The organism is Litorivita sp. NS0012-18 (assembly GCF_040371945.1).
GTDB lineage: Bacteria > Pseudomonadota > Alphaproteobacteria > Rhodobacterales > Rhodobacteraceae > Litorivita.
The window spans coordinates 1,648,108-1,671,632 of record NZ_BAABWS010000001.1 but is presented as its reverse complement, the minus strand read 5'-3'; the positions used below and the strand labels follow the sequence as shown (position 1 = coordinate 1,671,632).

23 protein-coding genes and 1 tRNA gene are annotated in these 23,525 nt (G+C 61.2%); 14 read left to right on the top strand and 10 right to left on the bottom strand.

Features of this window, described 5'->3' with window-relative positions; translation table 11 throughout:
- The first annotated feature begins 45 nt into the window (after positions 1-45).
- Entirely contained in the window at positions 46-1,164 is a 1,119-nt protein-coding gene (locus tag ABWV64_RS08035; RefSeq protein ID WP_353343852.1) for a THUMP domain-containing class I SAM-dependent RNA methyltransferase, read from the top strand.
- Here ABWV64_RS08035 and ABWV64_RS08030 read toward each other — a convergent pair.
- Genes ABWV64_RS08030 through dapF form a run of 3 tightly spaced genes read right to left on the bottom strand, consistent with a single transcriptional unit; the run spans position 1,161 to position 3,967 of the window.
- Positions 1,161-1,802 (bottom strand): FMN-binding negative transcriptional regulator, encoded by a 642-nt coding sequence (locus tag ABWV64_RS08030; protein WP_353343850.1) that lies wholly within the window; start codon positions 1,800-1,802, stop codon positions 1,161-1,163. The genes ABWV64_RS08035 and ABWV64_RS08030 overlap by 4 nt on opposite strands.
- Before the next feature lie 54 nt (positions 1,803-1,856).
- A complete protein-coding gene (mtaB, locus tag ABWV64_RS08025) occupies positions 1,857-3,134 on the bottom strand; it encodes a tRNA (N(6)-L-threonylcarbamoyladenosine(37)-C(2))-methylthiotransferase MtaB (protein WP_353343848.1) in 1,278 nt (425 codons plus the stop codon).
- A complete protein-coding gene (gene dapF, locus ABWV64_RS08020; protein ID WP_353343846.1) occupies positions 3,134-3,967 on the bottom strand; it encodes a diaminopimelate epimerase in 834 nt (277 codons plus the stop codon). Before dapF ends, mtaB begins: the two co-directional genes overlap by 1 nt.
- Before the next feature lie 107 nt (positions 3,968-4,074).
- Here dapF and ABWV64_RS08015 point away from each other — a divergent pair.
- The 3 genes from ABWV64_RS08015 to ABWV64_RS08005 all read left to right on the top strand — a co-directional run bounded on the left by ABWV64_RS08015 (position 4,075) and on the right by ABWV64_RS08005 (position 6,547).
- A tRNA-Lys gene (locus tag ABWV64_RS08015) sits at positions 4,075-4,150 on the top strand.
- Positions 4,151-4,430: 280 nt separating this feature from the next.
- A complete protein-coding gene (locus ABWV64_RS08010; RefSeq protein ID WP_353343844.1) occupies positions 4,431-5,729 on the top strand; it encodes an MmgE/PrpD family protein in 1,299 nt (432 codons plus the stop codon).
- Positions 5,726-6,547, top strand: coding sequence for an HTD2 family dehydratase (locus ABWV64_RS08005; protein ID WP_353343842.1), 822 nt, complete (start codon positions 5,726-5,728; stop codon positions 6,545-6,547). Before ABWV64_RS08010 ends, ABWV64_RS08005 begins: the two co-directional genes overlap by 4 nt.
- Here the strand turns inward: ABWV64_RS08005 and ABWV64_RS08000 are convergent.
- Together ABWV64_RS08000 and ABWV64_RS07995 are read right to left on the bottom strand one after the other, a co-directional pair.
- Entirely contained in the window at positions 6,544-7,488 is a 945-nt protein-coding gene (locus tag ABWV64_RS08000) for a LysR family transcriptional regulator (RefSeq protein ID WP_353343840.1), read from the bottom strand. The two genes, ABWV64_RS08005 and ABWV64_RS08000, sit on opposite strands and share 4 nt — an antisense overlap.
- 260 nt (positions 7,489-7,748) lie before the next feature.
- Positions 7,749-8,519 carry an enoyl-CoA hydratase/isomerase family protein gene (locus tag ABWV64_RS07995; RefSeq protein ID WP_353343838.1) on the bottom strand — a complete coding sequence of 257 codons (771 nt, stop codon included), beginning with the start codon at positions 8,517-8,519 and terminating at the stop codon, positions 7,749-7,751.
- 298 nt (positions 8,520-8,817) lie between these two features.
- Here ABWV64_RS07995 and ABWV64_RS07990 point away from each other — a divergent pair, with 298 nt between their 5' ends.
- The 10 genes from ABWV64_RS07990 to ABWV64_RS07945 all read left to right on the top strand — a co-directional run bounded on the left by ABWV64_RS07990 (position 8,818) and on the right by ABWV64_RS07945 (position 16,551).
- Complete coding sequence (locus tag ABWV64_RS07990; RefSeq protein WP_353343836.1) at positions 8,818-9,222, top strand: hypothetical protein; 405 nt, start codon at positions 8,818-8,820, stop codon at positions 9,220-9,222.
- Positions 9,223-9,232: 10 nt separating this feature from the next.
- Complete coding sequence (locus ABWV64_RS07985; RefSeq protein ID WP_353343834.1) at positions 9,233-9,616, top strand: MaoC family dehydratase; 384 nt, start codon at positions 9,233-9,235, stop codon at positions 9,614-9,616.
- A complete protein-coding gene (locus tag ABWV64_RS07980) occupies positions 9,616-10,755 on the top strand; it encodes a thiolase family protein (RefSeq protein ID WP_353343832.1) in 1,140 nt (379 codons plus the stop codon). The genes ABWV64_RS07985 and ABWV64_RS07980 overlap by 1 nt, the downstream gene beginning before the upstream one ends.
- The gene (locus tag ABWV64_RS07975) at positions 10,752-11,084 is read left to right on the top strand and encodes a Zn-ribbon domain-containing OB-fold protein (protein ID WP_353343830.1); all 333 of its coding nucleotides are present in this window, start codon (positions 10,752-10,754) and stop codon (positions 11,082-11,084) included. The genes ABWV64_RS07980 and ABWV64_RS07975 overlap by 4 nt, the downstream gene beginning before the upstream one ends.
- 3 nt (positions 11,085-11,087) lie before the next feature.
- Positions 11,088-12,002: an SDR family NAD(P)-dependent oxidoreductase gene (locus tag ABWV64_RS07970; RefSeq protein WP_353343828.1), complete on the top strand. Its 915-nt coding sequence runs from the start codon at positions 11,088-11,090 to the stop codon at positions 12,000-12,002.
- 10 nt (positions 12,003-12,012) lie between these two features.
- Complete coding sequence (locus ABWV64_RS07965) at positions 12,013-12,819, top strand: citryl-CoA lyase (protein WP_353343826.1); 807 nt, start codon at positions 12,013-12,015, stop codon at positions 12,817-12,819.
- Positions 12,820-12,913: 94 nt separating this feature from the next.
- Positions 12,914-14,041 (top strand): CaiB/BaiF CoA transferase family protein, encoded by a 1,128-nt coding sequence (locus tag ABWV64_RS07960; protein WP_353343824.1) that lies wholly within the window; start codon positions 12,914-12,916, stop codon positions 14,039-14,041.
- 9 nt (positions 14,042-14,050) lie between these two features.
- On the top strand, positions 14,051-14,473 hold the full coding sequence (locus tag ABWV64_RS07955) for a PaaI family thioesterase (protein ID WP_353343822.1): 423 nt from the start codon (positions 14,051-14,053) through the stop codon (positions 14,471-14,473).
- A gap of 72 nt (positions 14,474-14,545) precedes the next feature.
- Positions 14,546-15,709: an acyl-CoA dehydrogenase family protein gene (locus ABWV64_RS07950; RefSeq protein WP_353344570.1), complete on the top strand. Its 1,164-nt coding sequence runs from the start codon at positions 14,546-14,548 to the stop codon at positions 15,707-15,709.
- The gene (locus tag ABWV64_RS07945; RefSeq protein ID WP_353343820.1) at positions 15,709-16,551 is read left to right on the top strand and encodes an HpcH/HpaI aldolase/citrate lyase family protein; all 843 of its coding nucleotides are present in this window, start codon (positions 15,709-15,711) and stop codon (positions 16,549-16,551) included. Before ABWV64_RS07950 ends, ABWV64_RS07945 begins: the two co-directional genes overlap by 1 nt.
- Positions 16,552-16,618: 67 nt before the next feature.
- Here the strand turns inward: ABWV64_RS07945 and ABWV64_RS07940 are convergent, their stop codons facing one another.
- The 5 genes from ABWV64_RS07940 to ABWV64_RS07920 form a co-directional block, all read right to left on the bottom strand.
- The gene (locus ABWV64_RS07940; RefSeq protein ID WP_353343818.1) at positions 16,619-18,748 is read right to left on the bottom strand and encodes an acetate--CoA ligase family protein; all 2,130 of its coding nucleotides are present in this window, start codon (positions 18,746-18,748) and stop codon (positions 16,619-16,621) included.
- Between the two features lie 73 nt (positions 18,749-18,821).
- A complete protein-coding gene (locus ABWV64_RS07935) occupies positions 18,822-20,252 on the bottom strand; it encodes an NAD-dependent succinate-semialdehyde dehydrogenase (protein ID WP_353343816.1) in 1,431 nt (476 codons plus the stop codon).
- 34 nt (positions 20,253-20,286) lie between these two features.
- Positions 20,287-21,594, bottom strand: a complete 1,308-nt coding sequence (locus ABWV64_RS07930) for a TRAP transporter large permease (RefSeq protein WP_353343814.1) — start codon at positions 21,592-21,594, stop codon at positions 20,287-20,289.
- Positions 21,595-21,642: 48 nt separating this feature from the next.
- Positions 21,643-22,179 carry a TRAP transporter small permease gene (locus ABWV64_RS07925; RefSeq protein ID WP_353343812.1) on the bottom strand — a complete coding sequence of 179 codons (537 nt, stop codon included), beginning with the start codon at positions 22,177-22,179 and terminating at the stop codon, positions 21,643-21,645.
- 55 nt (positions 22,180-22,234) lie between these two features.
- The gene (locus tag ABWV64_RS07920) at positions 22,235-23,386 is read right to left on the bottom strand and encodes a C4-dicarboxylate TRAP transporter substrate-binding protein (protein WP_353343810.1); all 1,152 of its coding nucleotides are present in this window, start codon (positions 23,384-23,386) and stop codon (positions 22,235-22,237) included.
- Between the last annotated feature and the right edge of the window lie 139 nt (positions 23,387-23,525).

The following is a 23,525-nucleotide window of genomic DNA, read 5'->3' as shown; positions in this document are numbered from 1 at the left end:
CAGTTTCCGGTCGCGGCGGGCGGGATTTGATTGTATCGAAGGGGGATGAGCACATCCGATCCCTTTGAGATTTTCCTCGCCTGCGCCCCTGGTTTGGAGGCGGCGCTTTTGGCCGAAGTGCACGCCAAAGGCTTTGCCAACCCTGTGGCCACAGGAGGCGGCGTGACGATCGAGGGCGGATGGCCCGATGTGTGGCGCGCCAATCTGGAGCTTCGCGGCGCGGGGCGCGTCTTGGCCCGTTTCGGCAACTTCATGGCCTTTCATCTGGCGCAGCTTGATAAACGCAGCCGCAAATTTGATTGGGCGGCGGTGCTGCGCCCTGATGTGCCGGTGCGGGTCGAGGTGACAACCTCGAAGAAGTCGAAAATCTATCACGCGGGCGCGGCGGTGCAGCGGATCGAAAAGGCGCTTGTCGAAAGCTTTGGCGCGACGCTGGCGAGCGATGCGCCGATCTGTCTCAAGGTGCGGATCGACGACAATAAAGTGCAGTTTAGTGTCGATACCTCCGGTGAGAGCCTGCACAAACGTGGCCACAAGCCAGCGGTGAATAAGGCCCCGATGCGCGAGACTTTGGCGGCGCTGATGCTGTCGGAATGCGGCTATGACGGGCGCGAGCCGGTCTATGATCCGATGTGCGGATCGGGCACCTTCGTTTTGGAGGCGGCAGAGATCGCGCTTGGCCTTAATCCGGGGCGTTCACGTCATTTCGCATTTGAGCAACTGGCGACTTTTGATCCGCAGGTCTGGGCCGACATGCGTGCGGGTTCGGCAAGGTTAGAGACTGATTTGAGGTTTTACGGCTCTGATCGTGATGCGGGCGCGGTGCGGATGAGCGCGGCCAATGCCGAGGCGGCGGGCGTCGCGCATATCAGCCACTTCGAGGTCAAGGCGGTGAGCGATATCACCCCGCCCGACGGGCCCAAAGGCCTCGTGATCGTCAACCCGCCCTACGGTGCACGGATCGGCAACAAGAACCTGCTTTTCGGTGTTTACGGCGCCCTTGGCAAAGTGTTGATGGAGCGGTTTTCGGGCTGGCGCGTCGGGATTGTCACCAATGAGGCGGGGTTCGCCCGCGCCACGGGTCTGCCGTTTTTGCCCCATGGCGCGCCGATTGCCCATGGCGGCCTCAAGGTGCGGCTCTACCGCACCGATCCTTTGCCCTAGTTTTCGCTTGTTTCGGGCGGGCAGCGCATCATCGCGGACAAGATGCGCGGCTCGGAGCCAAAGCCGTGGGCGTCCATATGATCAGCGGCGCCGATACGCGCGGCCTCGGGTTTGTTTTGCGAAAATTTCCATGTGCCCTCGACCTGCGCCACCGTGAGGCGCATCGGCACGATCTGGCGCAGCATTTTCGCGGTGATGTCTTCGGGCATCTTATCCATGGTCCAAGGCGTTTTGGGCAAGAGTAGAGCCTCATTTTGGGCCGAGAGCCGGTCCAGAACGCCGCCGATTTCCTGTTGCTCCAACATCTCCAGATGGCCGGTCAAATGGACCGCGACATAGTTCCATGTCGGCACCTGATGGTCGATGCCATACCAATCGGGCGAGACATAGCCATGCGGGCCTTGGACGGCCAAGCGGGCGGGCAGGGGGCCGGATTTGGCGGCGCGGGCAATCGGGTTGGAACGCACCAGATGCAGTTCGGCGCTGCGCCCGTCCGCGTCGAGCAAAAAGGGAATATGCCCGACCAGCGGCGGCGCACCCTCGGGGCCGTTCACCGTGAGCATGCCAAAGCCGACGCCGCGCGCAAAATCGATATTCTGGGCGGCGCTGGCGCTGTGATAGATCGGGTTTTGGTGCATGTCGCGGGGCTCCGGCTGTGATGCGACATTGCTAGCCTGCGCATGGCCAGGGCGCTAGGGGGTAATCGCGGTGAGTTGATGGGCGTCGAGGCCGGTGATCACGGCGGTGACAATCTGCCCTTCGGTTTGCGGCGCGGCGAAAGTCACTTCGGTGAATTGCTCGGTGCGGCCCATATGCGGGTTTTCCATCAACACGCGATGGGTATTGCCGATCTGCGCGGCAAGGTGGCGCTGCACGCGCGCATCGCCCGCTGCCCGCAGCCGCGCGGCGCGTTCTTTGATCGCGCGTCCGTCCACGGCGGGCATGCGGGCGGCGGGGGTGCCTTGGCGCGGCGAATAGGGAAAGACATGGAGCCATGTGAGGCTGCAATCCTCCACCAGCCGCAGGGAGTTTTCAAACATCTCTTCGGTCTCGGTGGGAAACCCCGCGATGATATCGGCACCAAAGGTCATGTCGGGGCGCAGGCGGATCGCCTCTTGCGCAAAGCGGATCGCATCATCGCGCAGATGGCGGCGCTTCATGCGTTTGAGGATCATATCGTCGCCGTGTTGCAGGCTCAGGTGCAGATGCGGCATCAATCGCGGCTCGGTCGCGATGGCGGCCATCAGGTTTTCATCGACCTCGATGCTGTCGATCGAGGAGATGCGCAGCCGCGGCAGGTCCGGCACCAGTTTGAGGATCCGCATCACCAGATCGCCAAGGCGCGGCGCGGCAGGCAGGTCAGCCCCCCATGATGTCAGGTCGACGCCCGTCAAAACGACCTCGTTAAATCCCTTGTCCACCAAGCGTTTGATTTGATCGACCACAACCCCCGCAGGGACCGAGCGCGAATTGCCGCGGCCATAGGGAATGATGCAAAAGGTGCAGCGGTGATCGCATCCGTTTTGCACCTGCACATAGGCGCGGCTTCGGGTGCCAAATCCGTCGATCAAATGCCCTGCCGTTTCGGTCACGGACATGATGTCATCAACCGCGACGCGTTCGGTTTGGCCAATGAAATCAGGGCCGGTTTCGGCGGCAAGCCGTGTCCAAGTGCCCGCCTGCATCTTTTCGGTATTGCCGATGACGCGGTCGACCTCGGCCATGGCGGCAAAGGTTTGCGGTTCGGTTTGGGCGGCGCATCCGGTGACGATGATCTGCGCATCGGGGTTGTCGCGGCGCAGTTTGCGGATTTCCTGACGGGCTTTGCGCACGGCCTCGGCGGTGACGGCGCAGGTGTTGACGATGACCGCGCCCTCCATGCCCGCTTGCGCCGCGAGGTCCTTCATCGCCTCGGTTTCATAGGCGTTCAGGCGGCACCCGAGGGTGGTGAATTTGGGCGGATTTTGCATCACAGGGAGGCAAGAAACTGCGCGGTGAGCGTGCCGTTTGCGACATGCATCGTCGCGCCGGTCATCCAAACGCCATCCTCGCGCCAGTCGATCTCGAGGCTGCCGCCGTCCAGTTCGACCAAAACGCGCCGCCCCGTCAGGCCGCGCCGCGCGGCGGCAACGGCGGTGGCGCAGGACGACGAGCCAGACGCCATGGTGACGCCCACGCCGCGCTCCCACACGCGCATGCGCAAATGGTCAGGACCGATCAGCGAGGCGACCTGCACATTGGTGCGCTGCGGATAAAGCGGATGATGCTCATAGCGCGGGCCGAAGTCTTCGAGCGCGACGCGTTCGGCGTCCTCGACAAAAAACGTGCAATGCGGATTGCCCATGCCGGTGGCGGTGGGGCCTCCCTCGATGGGCAATTCAAGCGTCTCCATCGCCTCGGCCAAGGGGATGTCTTGCCACTCAAGCTGCGGCGCGCCCATGTTGACCGAGGTCAGCCCGCCGCCCGCATCCTCTGCATAAAGATCGCCGCGCTCGGTCGTCAGGTGCAACTCGGTTTTGCCGCTCTCGTCCATGATGTGGCGCGCGATACATCGGGTGGCATTGCCGCAAGCCGCCGAGCGCGAGCCGTCGGAATTGTAGAAAACCAGATGCGCATCGGCCTGCGGCGCGGCTTCGATCACCGCCAGTTGGTCAAACCCGATTCCCATATGCCGGTGCCCCACGGCCCGCACGAGCGCTTCCGTGACGTCATGGGCATAGGCGCGGGAATCAATGACAACAAAGTCATTTCCCAGCCCGTGCATCTTCATGAAAGGCATATCGATATGGTTTTGAGCGCTCATGAAACCGCATATAGACCCGCCGGATTGATGAATCCAGCCAAGCGATGACAATTCTTGTTTTTTCGGGGTTGACCCTGCCTCTAGGTATTTCTAGAAGCGCCTCCAGTGGGCCTGTAGCTCAGTTGGTAGAGCAACTGACTTTTAATCAGTAGGTCTCCGGTTCGAACCCGGACGGGCTCACCATTTTCTTTTTGATACATCAAAGAGGCGCATGGGTGCAGATTTCGAGCGCGAGCCTGAAATCAAGATTGGCGCTTGTGCATATATCGTTCCGAAAATCCCCGTCACTTGAGGTCGCCCGTGCGGCGGCATAGCTTGGTTGAATATCGAGTGTTGGTTTATCCTATGGCCGTGTTTTCGGGCTGCTGTGCCATAGTTTGAAGTGACAAAAAGTGATCAAAAAGTGCGGCCGGAACGGTGCAAGGGGCTTTGCTTCGTTTGCGCCCATCGGCAGGAGGCATTGATGAGCGGCGTGATGACAACCCTACTCGATCTGGCGGATCTGCCCGAGGTCGATATCCCCAGCGGCCCGTTGGAGGCGGCGCGCAACTCTTTGTTCGACTGGATGGTTTGCGGCCACGCAGGCAGCAGCGAGCCGGTGGCGCAAAAGATGAGAGCCTTCATGCAGGCCGAGGGCGGCGCGGGGGTGGCTTCGGTGTTTGGCGGCGGGTTGGCTCCGGCGCGGATGGCCGCGCTTGTCAACGGCACGATCAGCCATGCGATTGATTTTGACGATACGCATTTTGCCCATGTCGGCCATTTGTCCGTTGGCATTTATCCCGCCGCTCTGGCCGCAGGAGAGGCCGAGGGCGCGACCAAATCCCAGATCATTGCGGCGTTTCTTTTGGGGGCAGAAGCGGCCATTCGCGTCGGGCTGGTTTTGGGCAACGGGCATTACAATCGCGGCTTTCATCAAACGGCCACGGCGGGCGCTTTTGGCGCGACGCTTGCGGCGGGGCGGTTGATGGGGTTGTCGCGCGCGCAGATGCGCGCCGCGCTCGGGCTTTGTGCGACCCGCGCGTCGGGGCTGAAGTCGCAATTCGGCACGATGGGCAAGCCGCTCAATGCGGGCATCGCTGCGTCCAATGGCGTCGAGGCGGCGCAACTGGCACGGCTCGGGATGACCTCTTGCGAGGACGGTTTGATGGGCGCGCAGGGGTTTGTCGCCACCCATAGCGACGCGCCGCAGCCTGATGTCGCCCCTGTTGGCGAATGGATTTTCCCCGCCATCAGCTATAAATTCCACGCCTGCTGCCATGGCACCCATGCGATGATCGAGGGGCTGCGCGCGCTCTTGCCTCTGGCGCCGGAAACCATCGAGACCATCACATTGCGCACAAATCCGCGCTGGCTTTCGGTGTGCAATATTGCCAAGCCAGCGACCGGATTGGAGGTGAAATTCAGCTATGCGTGGCTGGCGGCGATGGTGTTCATGGGGCGCGATACGGGCGCGTTCGGCAGCTACACCGATGCGGCGGCAGGCGAGGCGGCGCTTGGCGATATTGCGCGCCGCGTCGCGGTGTCGGGCGATGCGGAGCTGTCGGATATGCAGGCCGAAGGCGCGGTGGTTTTGACGGATGGCACGCGGCTTGGCTTTGCCTATGATCTGGCGAAGGGGTCTGATGCCTGCGCGTTAAGCGAGCGGCTGATTGCCAAGTCGCGCGCGCTTTTGGGCGATGCCGCATCCCGCCTCGATCCGGTGCTTAGCGCCTCGGATGTGCCAGCGGCCGAGCTGGGCCAACACATAAGGACAGGCATATGAATATCGCTCAGGATTGGATTGGCCGCGCTTGGCAAAGCGAGGATCAGATCACCGCGCGCCGCGCCGCGGAATTTCGTGCAACCTTGGGGCCGCAACATTGCGCGGGCGAAGCATCGCCTTGCCTGCAATGGTGCCTTTGCCCCGACATCCTTGAGCCAAGCCAGCTTGGGCGCGATGGCCATCCGCGCAAGGGGCTTGTGTTGCCCGACCTTGGTTTGGCGCGCCGGATGTGGGCGGGCGGCAAGATCACCTCGCATCAGGGGCTTTTCGCGGGCGAGCAGATCACCCGCAGCACGACGCTGCGCGATCTGCGCTACAAAGAGGGGCGCAGCGGGCGGCTTGGCTTTGTCGAGCTGGAGCATCGCTATTCGTGTGCGGATGAGCTGCGCATCGAAGAGGTGCAGACCATCGTTTACCGCGAAGACCCGTCGGATGACGAACCGCCGAACGTGCCAGCCCGCGCCGAGGATTGGCCGAAAGCCGAAAGCCGTGCGGTGCTGCCCACGTCGACCATGCTGTTTCGCTACTCGGCGATGACGTTCAACGGCCACCGCATCCATTATGACCACCCCTATGCGACGGGTGTCGAAGGCTATGGCGGATTGGTGGTTCACGGCCCGTTGCAAGCGACGTGGATGATGCATCTGGCCTGCGACATCATGGGGCGGGTTCCGGCACAGTTCTCATATCGCGGCCTGTCGCCCTTGATCTGTGATCGTCCGGCGATGATCGAGGCGCGTCCGGCGGCGGGCGGGCTTGAGCTGCGCCTGCGCGAAGTTGAGGCGAATATCGTCACGATGAGCGCTACCGCAAGCTAGGCGCCCGACCAAACCAGATCACCTTCCCAAATGCCGCGCCCGACCATATCGGCGGCAACCTTGAGCGTTGCTTTTTCGATCGCGGCGCAGGCTCGGCTTTGGGTAAAGGCCGGATTGCGGACCAGATAGACAGGGCGCGAGATTACCGGATCAATGATCGGTGCCTTCAAAAGCCGTCCGGCCGCAACAAAATCATGGCAAGCCGCGGGGGCAAAGATCGAAAATCCAGAGCCGCGCGCGACCAGTTCCTTGATCTGCGTCATCGCATCCAGCTCGGTCACCACATTCAGGCTGACACCCGCTTTCTCCGCAGCTTGATTGATAATCCGGCGCAGCCCGTGCGGCTCGCCCGGAAGGACCAATTCGACAGTCTCAAGATCGCGCAACGGCACCGGTGTTCCCGGTGTGGTTTTTAGCGGCCAGCAATCGGGCGCGGAGAAGAAGTAGAGCTGCTCATCAAGCACATGGATCGCACGCAGATGCTCGACCGCCTTGAGGTCGTATAGAAAACCGATCTCGACGGTTTCATCGTCAATCCACGTTTTGATAAACCCGCTCATCGCCTCGCTGGCACGCAGCCGGACATTTGGCAAATCGATGCGCACGGTTTCGGCCAAGGGCACGGACATCACCATCGAGACAGAGGGGGGCATGCCAAAACGCACATTGCCGGCGATTTCGCTCGATAATTCGCGCATTTCGGACATGCAATTTTTCAATTTATCGCAGATCTCATGCGCGTGGCGCAAAAGCACTTCGCCCTCCGCCGTCAGTGCCGACCCACGCGAGGATCGAACGACAAGCTGCACGTCCAGTTCTTGCTCCATATTGGCGAGGTGCTGCGAGAGAGAGGGCTGCGCGATATGCAGTTTTTGCGCCGCATAAGATAGCGAACCCGCCTCGGCGATTGCGATGAAATATCTCAGTTGGCGGATGTCCAAAGGTCGTCTCCCCGATGCGGTGCGACAATGGGGTTGGCGCCGCAATGCGTCAAGACGCGAAGCGCGTGCCTTGAAGTTTTGCGGCGGTGCGGCCTTTGGTTGCCGGTTCATCACAACGGGCGTCAGCAGAAACCCCTTCGGCCCGCCTGCAGGCTGAGGACCTCAAAGCCGCTTCTGCGCAGGGGCTTTGCACGACAAATTTCGAAACCCAAGAACCGCGCAGAACCTCTCAATTGCGCAGCTTGTAAGTGGCGGCCCGTCTATGATCCGGTAAATACCGGCGGGCGTTTTTCGAGGAAGGCCGCAGTGGCCTCGGCATGATCCTTGGTCATAAACAATGCGGCCTGCGCCTCGCGCTCTGCGGCCAGAACGGCGTTCAGATCACCGAAATGTTGGGCGATAATCGATTTGATATAGATGTTTGGCCGCGATGCTGCGGGGACCAACGCCGCGGCTTGGGCCAAAGCTGCCGCGCGTATATCTCCCTGTGCGAGCACATCGGCGAGGCCGATGTCAATTGCCTCGATCCCTTTGCGCTCGCGGCCGTCCATCAATATCTGCTGCGCGCAGGCAGGGCCGACACGGCGGGGCAAAGACCACAGAAGGCCGCAATCGGGCGCAAGGCCAATGCGCGAGAACGATGCGCAAAACCGCGCGGTCTTGGTCGCCACGACGCTATCACACGCCAGCGCCAAAGACATGCCCGCGCCGTAGGCAACCCCCTCGACCGCCGCGACCACCGGCTTGGGGCCAAGGGCGATCAGCCGCACGACATCGTGCAGGATGTCCAGACGTTTGAGCGCGATGGGGACGGGCTGTCCCATCGCCTTGATATCGCCGCCCGCACAAAAGATACCCTCTGCACCGCTCAGCACGATGGCGCGCACCTTTGGATCATTGTGGGCGGATGTGAGCGCCGCACGCAGGGCTTCGCGCATCTCGTCGCTCAAGGCATTTCGCCGCGCTGGTGTATTCATGACCAGCATCCGCAGGTTATCCGGATGCTCCTCGATTTTCAGGCACTCACTCATCGTTGGTCCCTCCGACGGTAAGACCGATTCGGAAAACTGTTTTCGGGTGGGGTTTCAATTTTGGCTCCTATTACAGCGCTTTAAGAGATTTTGCGCTCTGTGTGAGGGCTGCAATCTGTCTTGTGCTCGGAAAGTTATTCTGTATGATGAAAGCCATTCCGCCAAGAGAAAAGTCAATGCTCCTGTCAACACCTCCACATGAATCCGTGCGCGCCATAAGGGCGCCCAAGGCCATTTGCCGCGCCCGCGCGGGCGCGCCCTGTCCGTTTCGCTCCCAACACAGCGAGTGTGTTTTGCCATGACCCAAGAGATATCCGAAGAGCTTTGGACCTTTGAGCGCTTTCATGCCGGACAGAGCTTTGGCGCCATCGAGGTGACGCTTGATGCGCAGCGTGTCGCGGGTTGGGAGGCGGTCTATGGTTCGATCAAGGGCAGGATCGCGCCGGATGGGTTGATCGTCGCTGGCATGATGGAGGCCTATCTTCTGGCGATCCAACCGCGCCCCAATGGCAACGTCCATGCCTCGCAAAAACTGACCTTCACCGGTGAGCAGGCAGCCTTGGACGACACGATCACCTACCGCGTAGAAATCGCCAAAGCAGAGCAAAAGAAAGGGCGGTTTTGGGTAACCTTCCTGATCTCGGCGACACTTGAGGGCCGCGCATTGATGCAAGGCGAGCTGGTCTCGATCTGGGCAGCATGAGGAGGCTGATATGATCCAATTTCCCGAAACAATTGCCCCCATTAGTATCCAGACCAGCATGAAAGCGGCTGAGGGCTATGCCGCGCTGACCCAAGATTTCAACCCGATCCATCTTGATGAGGCTTTTGCAGCCAAGACCGCTTTTGGCAGGCCGATTGCGCATGGGACGATGGCGCTCAACCTTATTTTGGAGGCGATGTCCCGCGCGGCAGACGGGGCGTTTTATATCGCCGATCTCGATATTCGTTTTACGGCGCCAACCTATATCGGTCAGACCTTGACCGCCCAAGCCACGCAAGACGACGGCGCGCTTTACCGGCTTGAGGTCAAAACCGAGGACGGGCGTCTCGTTCTGTCGGGGGCTGCACGGCTGGCGGCAAGGGTGCGTGGTTGATGGCCTATTTGCGGGCCGCATATGCGACTGCGTTCGGGCGTCATGACGGCTCCGATCCGCTCTCGCTGATGCGCGTTTCGGCGCAGCATGTGTTGGACGCGGCCGGCATGGAGCGCGGCGCGATTGACGGGCTGGTGTGCGGCTATGCGACGACCTTGCCGCATCTGATGCTCGCCACGCGCTTCGCCGAAAGCTTCGGTTTGACGCCACAGTTTGCACAGGCAGTGCAGATGGGCGGCGCGACGGGGGCGGGTATGATCCATCTGGCACGGTTGCTTGTGGCCTCGGGGACATGCCGCAATGTTCTGGTGGTGGCGGGCGAGAACCGTCTGACAGGACAAAGCCGCGACGCCTCTGTCCAAGCGCTTGCGCAGGTTGCCCACCCGCAAGGCGAAGTGCCCACAGGCGCGACGGTTCCGGCCTGTTATGCGCTGGCTGCTGCGCGCTATCTTCACACGACGGGCGCGCAGGCGTCACATCTTGCGGCGCTTGCGGTCTTGATGCGGCACAATGCCGCCCGCACCCGCGGCGCACATCTGAGCGCGCCGATTACCGAAGCGGATGTGCTAGCGTCCCGTCCGATTGCCGAGCCTTTGAAGCTTCTTGATTGTTGCCCGATCTCCGATGGTGGGGCGGCTGTATTGGTCTCGGCCGAGGCGGGCAGCGGCCCCGCCGTGGCCATAACCGGCGCGGGCCAAGCGCATACCCACCAGCATATCACCGAAGCGCCCGATGATCTCGCGCGCGGGGCGCGGCAATCTTGCGCCGCCGCGCTTCTGGAGGCGGGGGTGACGGCCGACGATATTGGATACCTCGCGATCTACGACAGCTTTACGGTGACGCTTGCGATGCTGCTCGAAGCATGCGGTATTTGCGCGCCAGGGCAGGCGGGCAAGGACGCGCGCGCGGGCCGGTTTGATGCGGTGGGGGACTTGCCGCTCAACACCCATGGCGGCCTGTTGTCCTATGGGCATTGCGGCGTGGCGGGCGCGATGGCGCATATCAGCGAGGCTTTGCTACAGATGCGCGGCATGGCGGGTCCGCGCCAGGTCGCCGCCGCCCCGACCCATGCGCTCATCCATGGCGACGGGGGGATTTTGTCCTCTCATGTCTCCCTCGTTCTGGAGCGGGTTGCATGAGCGCTATTCAATTTCAAAAATGTGCCTCCTGCGCGCATCAATGGGTCTTGGCGCGGTCGGGCTGCCCCTCATGCGGAGGCCGCGAGCTTCTGGTGCAAGAGAGCGCGGGCGCCGGACGGGTCTATTCGGTCACGATCCAGCACCGCGCACCGCACAAGGATTTCCCCGAAGCGCCGCCGTGGCGGATCGCCTTGATCGACCTCGATGAGGGGCCGCGTATCATGGGGCATCTCGAAGATGATGGCGGGATCGGTGCGCGCGTTCAGGGCCATATGAAACCTTTTGGCGGTGCGATGGTGCCGTCTTTCAATAGCAAACCAAAGGAATGAAACATGAGTGAAATCCTCAAAGACAAGGTGATTTTGATCACGGGTGCGGGCGGCGGCATCGGGCGCGATCTGGCGCTGGCGGCGGGGCGCGCGGGCGCGGCCGTGGTGGTCAATGATATCGGCGCCTCGCTCAAGGGCGACCGTGAAAACGCCGGTGCCGCGCAAAGCGTGGTCAAGGAAATCGAAGCCGCAGGCGGACAGGCGATTGCCAATGCAGGAAGCGTGAGCGATCCAGACGCGGCCAAGCAAATGGTGGACGATGCGGTAGGTGCTTTCGGGCGGCTCGATGCGGTGATCAACAATGCCGGTATTCTGCGCGACGGTTTTTTCCACAAGATGACCTATGAAGATTTTGATGCAGTGATCAAAGTCCATCTGTACGGCGCATTCAATGTCTCGCGCGCCGCAGCCGATCAATTCCGCGCCCAAGAAAGCGGGGCGATCATCAATATGACCTCGACCTCCGGCCTGATCGGAAATCTTGCGCAGGCGAATTACTCGGCTGCTAAAATGGGCATCACGGCCTTGTCAAAATCTATGGCGCTCGACCTGAAGCGGTGGAATGTGACCTCCAATTGCATCGCGCCTTTCGCGTGGAGCCGGATGACATCGGCGATCAAGGTGGATTCGCCCGAGCAGGCCGAGCGGGTCAAGAAGCTTCAGGAAATGTCGCCTGCCAAGATCGCGCCTCTGGCGGTCTATCTCGCTTCGGATGCGGGGCGCGATGTTACGGGGCAAATCTTCACCTGCCGCAACAACGAGCTTTTTGTGATGAGCCAATCGCGTCCGCTGCGCTCGGTTCATCGCAGCGAAGGTTGGACGCCCGAAACGGTGGCCGATCATGCCATGCCAGCGCTCAAGGCGGGCTTTGTGCCGCTGGATGTGTCGGCCGACGTTTTCCACTGGGATCCGGTTTAAGGAGAGACAAATGCCCAAACGCATAGATACGATCACCTCGGCCATCGGTTGGAGCACGCCGGATAAAATTCAGGTCCACGGACTTGATTTGCCTTCGCAAATCCTTGGCCATATCAACCTTGGCGACATGGCTTTCATGCAGGTGACAGGGCGCAAGCCGACGGAGCAGGAATCCAATGTATTCAACGCCATCGCGGTGACATTGGTCGAACACGGGATCACGCCTTCGGCGATGGTGGCGCGGTTGACCTATATGGGCGCGCCGGAATCGCTTCAGGCGGCGGTCGCGGCGGGGCTTTGCGGGCTTGGCACGGTTTTTGTCGGCTCGATGGAGGGCGCGTCAAAGATGCTTTATGCCGCCTTGCCGCCAGAGCAGGCTGGCAAGGGCGCGGACCTTGCGGCCATCGCAAAACAGACCGTCGCAGAGCATCGCGCCGCGCGTAAAATCGTGTCTGGGTTGGGGCATCCGGTGCATAAGCCCGTCGATCCACGCACCCCGCGCCTGTTCGACATAGCGGCCGAAAACGGCATGTCGGGCGATTACGTTGCGCTGATCCAATTGATCCAAAAAGAGGCCGAGGCGGCGTCGGGGAAGACGCTTCCGATCAATGCGACCGGCGCCATCGGGGCGATCTGTTGCGAGTTCGGATTTCCCGAAGAGATCATTCGCGGCTTTGGCGTGATGTCGCGCGCCATCGGGCTGGTGGGACATATCTTGGAAGAAACCCGCAATCCGATGGCCTTTGAACTTTGGCAGCGCACGGAGGAGGAAATCCTTGCCACATGCGGTCCCGATGCGGCCGCTGCGTCCACATAGGTAAATCGGATACCGCGGCACGCTTTCTCTTATGACGCCTCTCGGCCGGTCTTGTGCCACACTGCGGCGCAACGCGGCTTTTTCGGAGTATTCAATGACACGTGATCTGGATGGACTTTTGGTCGTTTCGATTGAGCAGGCGGTGGCCGCCCCCTATCTTACGGGGCGGCTTGCCGAGGCGGGGGCGCGAGTGATCAAAGTAGAGCGCGAAGAAGGCGATTTCGCGCGCGGGTATGATGATCTGGTGCATGGGGAAAGCGCCTATTTCGTCTGGCTCAACCGCGGCAAGGAATCCGTTTGCCTTGATCTGCGCCTTGAGACCGACAAGCGGGTGCTCTCTTCGATGTTGGCGCAAGCGGATGTGTTTGTACAGAATCTCGCACCCGGAGCGATTGAGCGGCTTGGCTTTGATCCGGTGCATCTACGGGCCCAAAACCCCAAGCTGATCACGGTCTCGATCTCGGGCTATGGCGATGACGGCCCCTATGCCAAGCGCAAGGCGTATGATTTGCTCGTGCAGGCGGAAAGCGGGCTGTCGGCGATCACCGGAAATATGGCGGGGTCCGCGCGGGTCGGGGTTTCGGTATGCGACATCGCTTGCGGAATGACGGCGCATCAAGCTGTTCTTCAGGCGTTGATCGGGCGCGGCGCGACCGGCAAGGGGCGCCATATCGCGGTGAGCCTGTTCCATGCGCTGACCGATTGGATGAACGTGCCCTATCTGCAATTCGCCTATGGCGGCAAAGCGCCGGAACGCAGCGGTCTGTCCCATCCGACGATCGCGCCCTACGGCGCCTTTGCGGGGTCGGATGGCAAGGAAGTCTTGCTCTCGATCCAGAACGAGCGCGAATGGGTCAAATTTTGCTCTGACGTGTTGGGCGATGAAGCGCTGGCGCGCGATCCGCGTTTTGCGAGCAATACAAAACGGGTGCAGAACCGCGATGCGCTTGATGCGCTGGTCGCGGCGCATTTCGCCCGCTACCCGCGCGACGCGCTGGCCGATATGTTGCAATCGGCGGGGGTCGCGAATGGCCGCGTCAATACGATGGATGATCTGGCCAACCACCCGCAAAACCGGTTTGTCGAAGCCCAAACTCCCAGCGGTCCGGTAACGCTTCTCGCGCCTGGTGCCTTGATGGACGGGCAAATGCCGACCTTTGGTCCGGTGCCCGCCTTGGGTGAACATACCCAGTCCGCCCGCGCAGAATTTGCCAAAGGTTAGGGCCGCGTCATGCGCAAGAACGACGATATCTGGACCTTGCCGCCTTTCCCGAATGATCTCGGGGTCGCGTTGACCGATTGCAAGCCCGAGCAGGTGTGCGGCGCCCTTACCGTTACGGCCAAGATGGCCAATCGCAATGGCGTGATGCATGGCGGAGCCTTGATGAGCTTTGCCGACACTTTGGGCGGCGTGGCCAGCACGCTGAACCTCGCAGGCAATGACAGCACCACCACGCTTGAAAGCAAAACGAACTTTATCCGGCCCATTGCGATAGGCGAGCGGATCACCGGTCGCTGCGTGCCGTTGCATGTGGGGCGCAAGACGATGGTTTGGCAAATCACCATCTCGCGCCAAGATGGCAAACCCGCCGCCGTGACGACCCAAACCCAGTTGACCGTCGAATGGCGCGCTCCGCCGGACACCGCCCGATAGGGCGCGATGTCGCGCCCAAGACATCCTTTTCAAGCCGTTCCCAGACAAACAAATCAGGAAATACCCATGTCCTTGCCCACAAGCGCCTCTGCCGATCACAATGAACTTCGCGAAGCCTTGCGCGCGCTTTGCGCCGAGTTCCCCGCCGAATACCACCGCAGCCAAGCCGCACAGGGCAGCTATCCGGCCGCGTTTATCGATGCGCTCACCCGTGATGGCTGGCTCGCGGCGATGATCCCCGAAGAATACGGCGGCTCCGGTCTGGGGTTGACCGAAGCCTCGATTGTGATGGAAGAGATCAATCGCAGCGGCGGCAATGCGGGCCATTGCCATGGGCAGATGTATAATATGGGCACGCTTTTGCGCCACGGCTCGGACGCGCAAAAGCGCCAATATCTGCCCAAAATTGCCAGCGGTGAACTGCGCCTGCAATCGATGGCCGTCACCGAACCGACCACCGGCACCGACACCACCAAGCTTAAGACCGTCGCCAAAAAGCAGGGCGACAAATACATCGTGAACGGGCAAAAGGTCTGGATCAGCCGGATCGAGCATTCCGATTTGATGATCCTTTTGGCGCGCACAACGCCGCTGTCCGAGGTCACAAGAAAATCCCACGGCATGTCGATTTTCATCGTTGATCTCAAACAGGCGCTGGGCCACGGGATGCAGATCAATCCGATCAAGAACATGGTTGGGCACGAGACCTATGAGGTGTTTTTCGACAACCTCGAAATCCCCGCCGAGAACCTGATCGGCGAGGAGGGCAAAGGCTTTCGCTACATCCTTGACGGGTTGAATGCCGAGCGCACGTTGATTGCGGCGGAATGTATTGGCGATGGCTATTGGTTCATTGAAAAAGCGCGCGATTACGCCGGTGAGCGGGTCGTATTCGACCGCCCGATCGGGCAAAACCAAGGCGTGCAGTTTCCGCTTGCGCGGGCCTATGTGAACATCGAGGCGGCCAATCTGATGCGTTTTGAAGCCTGCCGGCGGTTCGATGCACGCGAAGAGTGCGGCGCGCAGGCCAATATGGCCAAACTTCTGGCGGCGGATGCGTCATGGGAGGCGGGCAATGCCTGTTTGCAGACCCATGGCGGATTTGGATTTGCCGAAGAATATGATGTCGAACGCAAGTTCAAGGAAACGCGGCTCTATCAGGTTGCGCCGATCTCGACCAACCTGATCCTGTCCTATGTCGGCGAGCATTTGCTAGGCTTGCCGAGGTCCTTTTGATGGCACCCAAGGCAGCGGTGGCGGGTCCGGATGGTCTGTCCTTCCCGCTTTTTGCGCCCGCGCATCGCCCTGACCGTGTGGTCAAGGCGCGGGCGAGCGGAGCAAGCTGCGTCATCGCGGATTTGGAAGATGCGGTCGCGCCGGATTTGAAAGACGCGGCGCGCGCCTCTTTGGCACAGCAGCTTGGCGCGCCCGCGGGCCTGCCCCTATATGTTCGGATCAATGCTCTCGGCACAGCGTGGTTCGAGGCCGATCTGGCGATGGTGACCGCGTGCGGCGCGGCGGCAATCGTGTTGCCCAAAGCCGAGGATCCCGAATATGCCGCGCAATTGAAGCAACGCCTTGGCGCGGGCGTTCAATTGATCGGGCTGGTCGAGACGGTCAAGGGCATCGCGCAGGCCCGCGCGTTGGCGCAGGTGTTTGACCGGTTGCATTTCGGCTCGCTCGATTATGCGATCAGCCTTGATTGCGCGCACACCAAGCAGGCCTTGGCCCATGCGCGGGCCGAGCTGGTTCTGGCAGCCGCGCTTGCACGTAAACCAGCGCCCATAGACGGGGTCACGCCCGATGCGCATGACGGGGCGCAGGTCACGGAGCAGGCGCGCTATAGCTGCGAGATGGGGTTCAAGGGCAAATTGCTGATCCATCCGGCGCAGATCGAACCTGCAAAACAGGGCTTCAGGCCGAGCGAGGCCGAGATCGAATGGGCCAAGGGGATCATCGCGGCGGGCGCGTCAAACAGCAGCGGCGTCGCCATGTATCAAGGCGCGATGGTCGATGCGCCGGTGATCGCGCGGGCGCATCTTGTGTTGGAGCGGGCGGCGCAAACCGCAGCGTGCTGACGTTTCATGAAAACGCCCCGCGGGTAACACGCGGGGCGTTTTCATTCGCGGCTATTGGCTGCCTGCCCTAGCTTGCCTGCGCCCCGTCATCCAGTTCGATCACCGCATCCAGAGCAAAGGCGCCTTCGGGCATTGCCACGACGGGGTTGAGATCGACCGACACAAGCCGCGGACCGGCGCAGGCGGCAAAGACCGACAGTTTCGACAACATCTCGGCCAAGGCATCGATATCGACCGGTTCACGCCCGCGCGCGCCAGTCAGGATCGAGACGGCCTTGATCGAGAGGATCATCTCACGCGCAGTTGCCACATCAAAGGGGCAGCGCCGGATCACCACATCATCAAGGATTTCAACGAAGATTCCGCCCAGCCCAAAGGCCGCGACCGGTCCGAAACTGGGATCGCGGTTGATCCCCATCAGGCATTCCACCCCGCCCGAAAGCTGCTTTGCCACCAAAACGCCGGTGACCTGTGCGTTTGGGGCATGCGCGGCGGCGGCGGCCATGATCGCGCCGTAAGCCTCTTTGGCGCTTTGCGCATCACTGATGCCGAGCTTGACGCCGCCAATATCGGATTTGTGCAAGATATCGGGCGAGAGGATCTTCATGACCACCGGAAATCCGATCTCTGCCGCTGCCGTGGCCGCATCCTCGGCGCTGGAGACTGCACGTTCGGGTGCGGCCCGCAATCCGGCCTGTTCGAGGATTTTCTTGGCCTCGAATTCATCAGGGGTCGCGGCGGGCAGGGCGACATTCGCGGCGCCTTGCGGCAGGGACATATCGGGGGCTGGGCTGTCGATGATGTCGCGCACCCTGCCCATTGCATGAAGCGCACGCACCGCGCGGCTGAGATCGGCAAAGACGGGGAAGCCCGCATCCTCATAGGTCTTGATGACCTCGCGCGGGCCGATGGCGCAAAAGACGATCAATCGATCATGGTAGTCGGCGCGCAGCGGTTTGAGCGCCTCCAAAATGACCGGCGCGAGGTCTTTGCCGCCCGCCACATAGGTCATGAAACACAAGACCGAGGCATAGCCGCCTTGCTCCAACGCCGCGCGGGTGAATTTTTCCAACAGGGCCGGATCGTTGATCGCTTGGGCGGTGCAATCGAGCGGGTTGAGCGGCGAGCAGATCGGCAGCAGCTCTTTAAGTTCGGCCTGCGCGCTGGCGGGCATGGGCGGCATGGGAAGGCCGAGGTCTTCGGCCTCGTCGCTGGCCACGATCCCCGCGCCGCCGCTGACGGTAATAAAGCCCATAGAATTGGCGCTGGGATAGATTTTTTGATGCGCCATATAGGCAAAGTCGAGCATCTGTTCGCTGTCTTGCACGCGGATCACCCCGTGATCGCGCAGCACCGCATCCGCCACAACCGTATCGCCCGTCAGCGAGGCCGTATGCGAGGCCGCAGCGCTTGAGCCGAGCTTGCTGCGCCCGCCTTTGAGCATGAACACAGGCTTGCCTGCAGCGCGGGCAAGATCAAGCGCGGCAAGCAGGTTTTCGGGCCTATTGATGCCCTCGTGATAGGTGCAGATCACATCGACGGTCTCGCTTTGCGCCATCCATCCGATGGCCTCGCCGACGGTGATATCGGCCTCGTTTCCGGTGGTGACCAATACCGAGGCCCCAAGCCCCTGATCGCGCGCCAGCGCGGCCAGATGCGCCCCGAAGGCGCCTGATTGGCTGGCGATGCCGATGTTGCCTGCCAGCGGCAGACCGGTGTCGAGCGACGAGGAAAACGTGCCGTAGTAATTGAGGCTGACATTATAGACGCCAAGGGTGTTCGGCCCCAAAAGACGCATGCCGTATTTATGCGCGATCTCGATGATCTGCGCCTGCATCGCAAGGCCTTTTTCGCCAAGCTCGGCAAAGCCTGCGGAAAACAAGGTTGCAACCTTGCAGCCGCGCTGGCCAAGCGCTTCGATGACGCCCGCCGCATGCGCCGCAGGCACCGCGATCAAGGCGGCATCCGGCGTTTCGGGAAGATCGGCAACCGAGGCGTAGCAGGTCAGCCCCTGCACCTGATCGCGTTTGGGGTTTACCGGCAAAATCCGCCCCGCGTAACCGGCGCGCAGCATTGCCGCTATCGGGCGCCCGCCAATGCGCGTGGGATCGCCGGAGGCGCCAATCACCGCCACGGATTTTGGCTCCAATAGGCCGGAAAGCGAAGCGAATTTTTGCTCCATGGTGATCTGGGTCATGGTGATGCCTTTGCGTCTTTGTATCTTTGGTATTGTTCATGCGCCCGATCATGGATGGGGCGCGGCCTATCGGTTAAGCGGCCTGTGTGACCAGTTTGGTCACAAGGTAGGCCTCGATCGCTTCTGCGCCGCCCTCCGAGCCATAGCCCGAATCCTTGACCCCGCCGACATGCAGTTCCGGCAGACCAAGCAAAGTGTGGTTGATCGCCAGCATTCCGGCCTCCATCTCGTTTTGCAGGCGCTGCGAGGTGCGGATCGAGGTGGTGAACGCATAGGCGGCGAGACCGTAGTTGAGGCTGTTGGACCGCGTGATTGCCTCTTCGATTGTGTCGAATGCGGCGAGAGTGGCAACCGGACCGAAAGGCTCTTCATGCAAAATACGCGAGGCCGGATTGACCTGCGCGAGGATTGTGGGTGCGTAGAAAAATCCGTCGCCCTCAACTGGCGCACCGCCGGTCAGCGCCTGTGCGCCCTGCGCGATGGCCTCGGCGATCAAGTCGCTGACGGCGTCGAGCCTGCGTTTGCTGACCAGCGGACCCATGGTGTTTTTGGGGTCCATCCCGTCCCCGCAGGTCAGGCTTTCGACTTCGCGGCGGAAGGCCGCGGCAAAGGCGTCATAGGCACCGCGCTCGACCATTACGCGCAACGGCGAGATGCACACCTGCCCCGCGTTGCGAAATTTGAACCCTGCGATTGCTTTGGCTGCGGCGTCGATATCGGCGTCCTCAAAGACCAGAACGGGGCTATGCCCGCCCAATTCCATCGTCGTGCGTTTCATATGCTGACCGGCCAGCGCCGCGATATGTTTGCCCACAGGCACCGAACCGGTGAAAGAGATTTTGCGGATCGCGGGGTGCGGGATCAGATATTCAGAAACCTCATGCGGAACCCCGTAGACGATGTTCAAAACCCCCGCAGGCAGGCCGGCATCGGCCAATGCCTGAGCGAGGGCGGCGGGCGCGGCGGGCGTGTCTTCGGCGGGTTTGGCCACAAGGCTACAGCCTGCCGCGAGGGCGGGGCCGACTTTGCGCACCAGTTGCGAGAGCGGGAAATTCCACGGCGTAAACGCGGCGACGGGGCCGACGGGTTGTTTGAGCGACAGTTGGGTGACATCGGGCGAGCGTGCGGGGATCACGCGGCCATAGACGCGGCGCGCTTCCTCGGCGAACCAATCCATAAGGTCGGCAGCCGAGGCGACCTCTGCCGTCGCCTCGCCAAGCGGTTTGCCCATTTCCGCGGTCAGGATCGGTGCGATTTGCGCCGCGCGGTCGCGCAGCAATGTGGCGGCGCGGCGCATCAGCGCCGAGCGGTCAAAGGCCGAGGTGTCGCGCCACGGCGCAAAGCTGCGTTCGGCGGCCTTTACGGCGTCTTCGAGGTCCGAGGCCTCGGCCATCGCATAGTGCCCGATACGCGCGCCGGTGGCGGGATTATGCACCTCGCCGGTTTTGCCATCCGCGCCGTCGCGCCACGTTCCATCAATGAAAAGTTGGGTATTGGGATACATGAGATCGCTTTCTATCGAGAGAGGAAGGGGAGGGTCACTGTAGCAGGGCTGGCAGGAACAAGACGAAATCGGGGAAGGCCACCATCAGCGCGATGATCAGCACATCGGCACAGATGAACCACATCACGCCTTTGAAGATCGTGCTGATCGCGATCTGGTCGCCCATGACGCCTTTGAGCACAAAAACATTCAACCCGATGGGCGGCGTGATCATTCCGATTTCCAACAGTTTTGCCACCAAAACCCCGAACCAAAGCAGGCTGATATCGGCGGCCTCGATCAAGGGCAGAAGGATCGGCAAGGTCAGAAGCATCGCGCCAATCGGCTCGAGGAACATCCCCAAGAGGATATAGAGCAAGGCGATCGCGAGGATCAAAAACAGCGGGCTGACGCCCATGCCGTCCACCATCTGTGCGATTTCGTCTCCGGCGCCCGAATAGGCAAAAAAGCGGGTCAGCATGCTCGCCCCGATGGCGATGATGAAGATCGAGGCAGAGATCGTCAGGGTCTCCATCAAGGAGGTCCAGATCCCGCGCAGGCTGATCGAGCGTTTGAGCACCGCAATCAGCAAGGACAAGGACGCACCGATACCGCCAGCTTCGGTCGGGGTGAAAATCCCTGCGAAAAGCCCGCCGAACACGCCAAAGATCAAGACCAGAACCGGCCAGACTCCGCCAAGCGCGACAAAGCGCATTTTCCAACTGATCTCTTCTTCGATCTTGGGGGCAAGCTGCGGATTGCGCAGCACGCGCAGCATGATCACGGCGCTATAGGCCGCTGCGGTCAAAAGGCCGACCGCAAGCCCGCCAAGGAACAGCTGTCCCACGGGCACTTTGGCGATGATGCCGAACAGGATGAACAGGATCGAGGGCGGGATCAGCGCGCCAATGGTGCCGGCGGCGGCAATCGATCCGGTGGCAAGGCCCGGATCATAGCGATGGCGCAGCATCTCGGGCACGGCGATCCGCCCCATTGCGGCGGCGCAGGCAACTGACGATCCGGTCACCGCCGCAAACCCCGCACAGCCCAAAACGCCAGCAATCGCGAGACCGCCTGGCAGCGCCGAAAGCCACAGCCGCGCTGCGCCGAAGAGGCCTTTGGTCAGGCCCGCGTGAAAGCAAAAGAACCCCATCAGGACGAACATGGGAATGGACGACAGATGCCAAGTCGCCGAGAAGGCGTAGGGAAACACCCCCAGCGCGCCAAAGGCGGCCCGCTCGCCGACCAGCAACCAGATGCCGCCGAAGGAGACGGAGATCAACGCAAGGCCAATGGGCGCGCGCAAGGCGATCAACGCCAAAAGGAGGGCGACACCGGCATATCCGATCTGCACATCAGTCATGGTATTTCTCGTTCTTTATGGGGGCTTCAAGACGGGTGAGGGAAGGCATTATGCGGCTCCCTTTGTCGCAAGATCATCGCCGGTTTCGGGCCCGTCGCTGTGGCCGGTGAAATAGCAGGCGAGCTTGTAAAACAGCACAAGGGTGAGCAGGGCGGTGCCAATGGGCACAATGTAATAAGTCGGCCACGTGAGGACCTTGTGGCCGTTCTCGTAGCTGAAGGTGCCGACGTCATATTTGCGTCCGGCCTCGATCAGGGCGCGCCACGTCAGAAGGGCGAATATGATGGTGCCAAGGGCCGAAGCCAGCATGGCAATGAAATCTTGCACGCGCTTGGGAAAATGGGTGACGATGATCTCGACCGAGATATGCCCGTTGGCGCGTTCAACCATGGCCAAGGGCAGGAACGTCGCAATCACCATATAGAACTGTGACACGATCGGGATGGTCCCCGGCAAGGGGCGGTTGAAAACGAATTTTCCAATCACATCGGCAGTGATGTGGAGCATCATCAGGGCAATCGCCACCGCGCCAATCACGGCATAAGCCGCGGCCACTGCGGCCAGAATATCGCCTAGTTTCTTCATCACACTCTCCTTGCAAAGCAAAAGAGGCAGGCCAGCGCCTGCCTCTTCATTTGGCTTAGTCCATGTTGTAGTTGTCGGCCGAAACCTTGGCGAAGATCTCGTCGTGATAGACTTTGGCCAAGGCGTCTTTGTCGTCGTAGACGTCGTTGGTCAGCCCTTTCCACTTCTCGATCAAAGCGATGATTGTCTCGACTTTTTCGTCAACATTCTTGAGGCCGTAGTCATTGGTGAAGTTGGATTTGATCACCTCGATATCCTGCTTCACAAAGGCCTCTGTCGCATCGCGCAGAGCTTGCGGCGCTTCGATCACCTCGATCCCCATGCCTTTGGCTTTTTCGATGTCCGAAAACGCCGCGTCGGAGTAGTTCACTGTCGTCGCCGCAGAGTTGAACGAGGCCATCGAAATCAGACGCGCGCGGTTTTCCGGCGACATGTCGCGCCACACATCAAGGTTCACGTTGAGCGCGCCAACGCCCGAGAAAGAGCCGCCCGGAACATTGAGAGTGATATATTTCGTCACATCGAACAGCTGCAGGTTGCCCAGCTCGGGCGCTGAAATCATCGTGCAATCGACGACGCCTTGGGACATGGCCTCATAGATGTCATTGGCCGGCAGCGACACTTTGGTGGCGCCGAAGCTTTCGGCCCAACGGCCCATGGCCGAGAGCGCCGAGCGCATTTTCTTGCCCTTTAGGTCCTCGACCGAACGGATCGGCGTGGTGCACAGGTTGACGTATTCCGAGGTGCCGATCGCGCCAAGGAACACTTGGTTTTCGCGTTTGAACTGTGTCTGGCAGTCAGGGCAATGCAGCATCACATATTCCGACACCACACCTGCCATGACCGCGCCGGACGAGGCGGTGGGAGTTCCGACGGTCGCAAGCATCGACATTTCGACGGGCAGGTTGGTTTCGGAGAATTCGGCCGGATAATAGGCGGTGATGATATAGCCCGCATCGGCCAGACCGTCGCGCACACCCGGTGGGGTTTCTTTGAGGTTGAGCAAGGAAAGTTCGAAAACCTTCAGCGAAACGTCACCCTCGGCAGAGAGTTTTTCATTGAACTGCGCAACGCCATCTGTTGCCGCGCCGCCGGGCGGGAAGCCGATCGCATATTTGAGCGTCTGTGCAGACAGGCCCGTCGCGCAGAGCATGGCGGCAAGGCCAAGCCCTGCAATCTTGGATGTAAATTTGGTTGTATGGGTCATATTTTCCTCCTGTTGATCGTGACGTGTTGGCGCCGGCTTGTGTCGGCACCCAATGCTGTGCGGGGCGGGTGCCGATAAGGCGCACCCCTCCAATCGCGCAAACGGGCTGCGCGTTGGGTGTTTGTCTTTCACTGGCTTT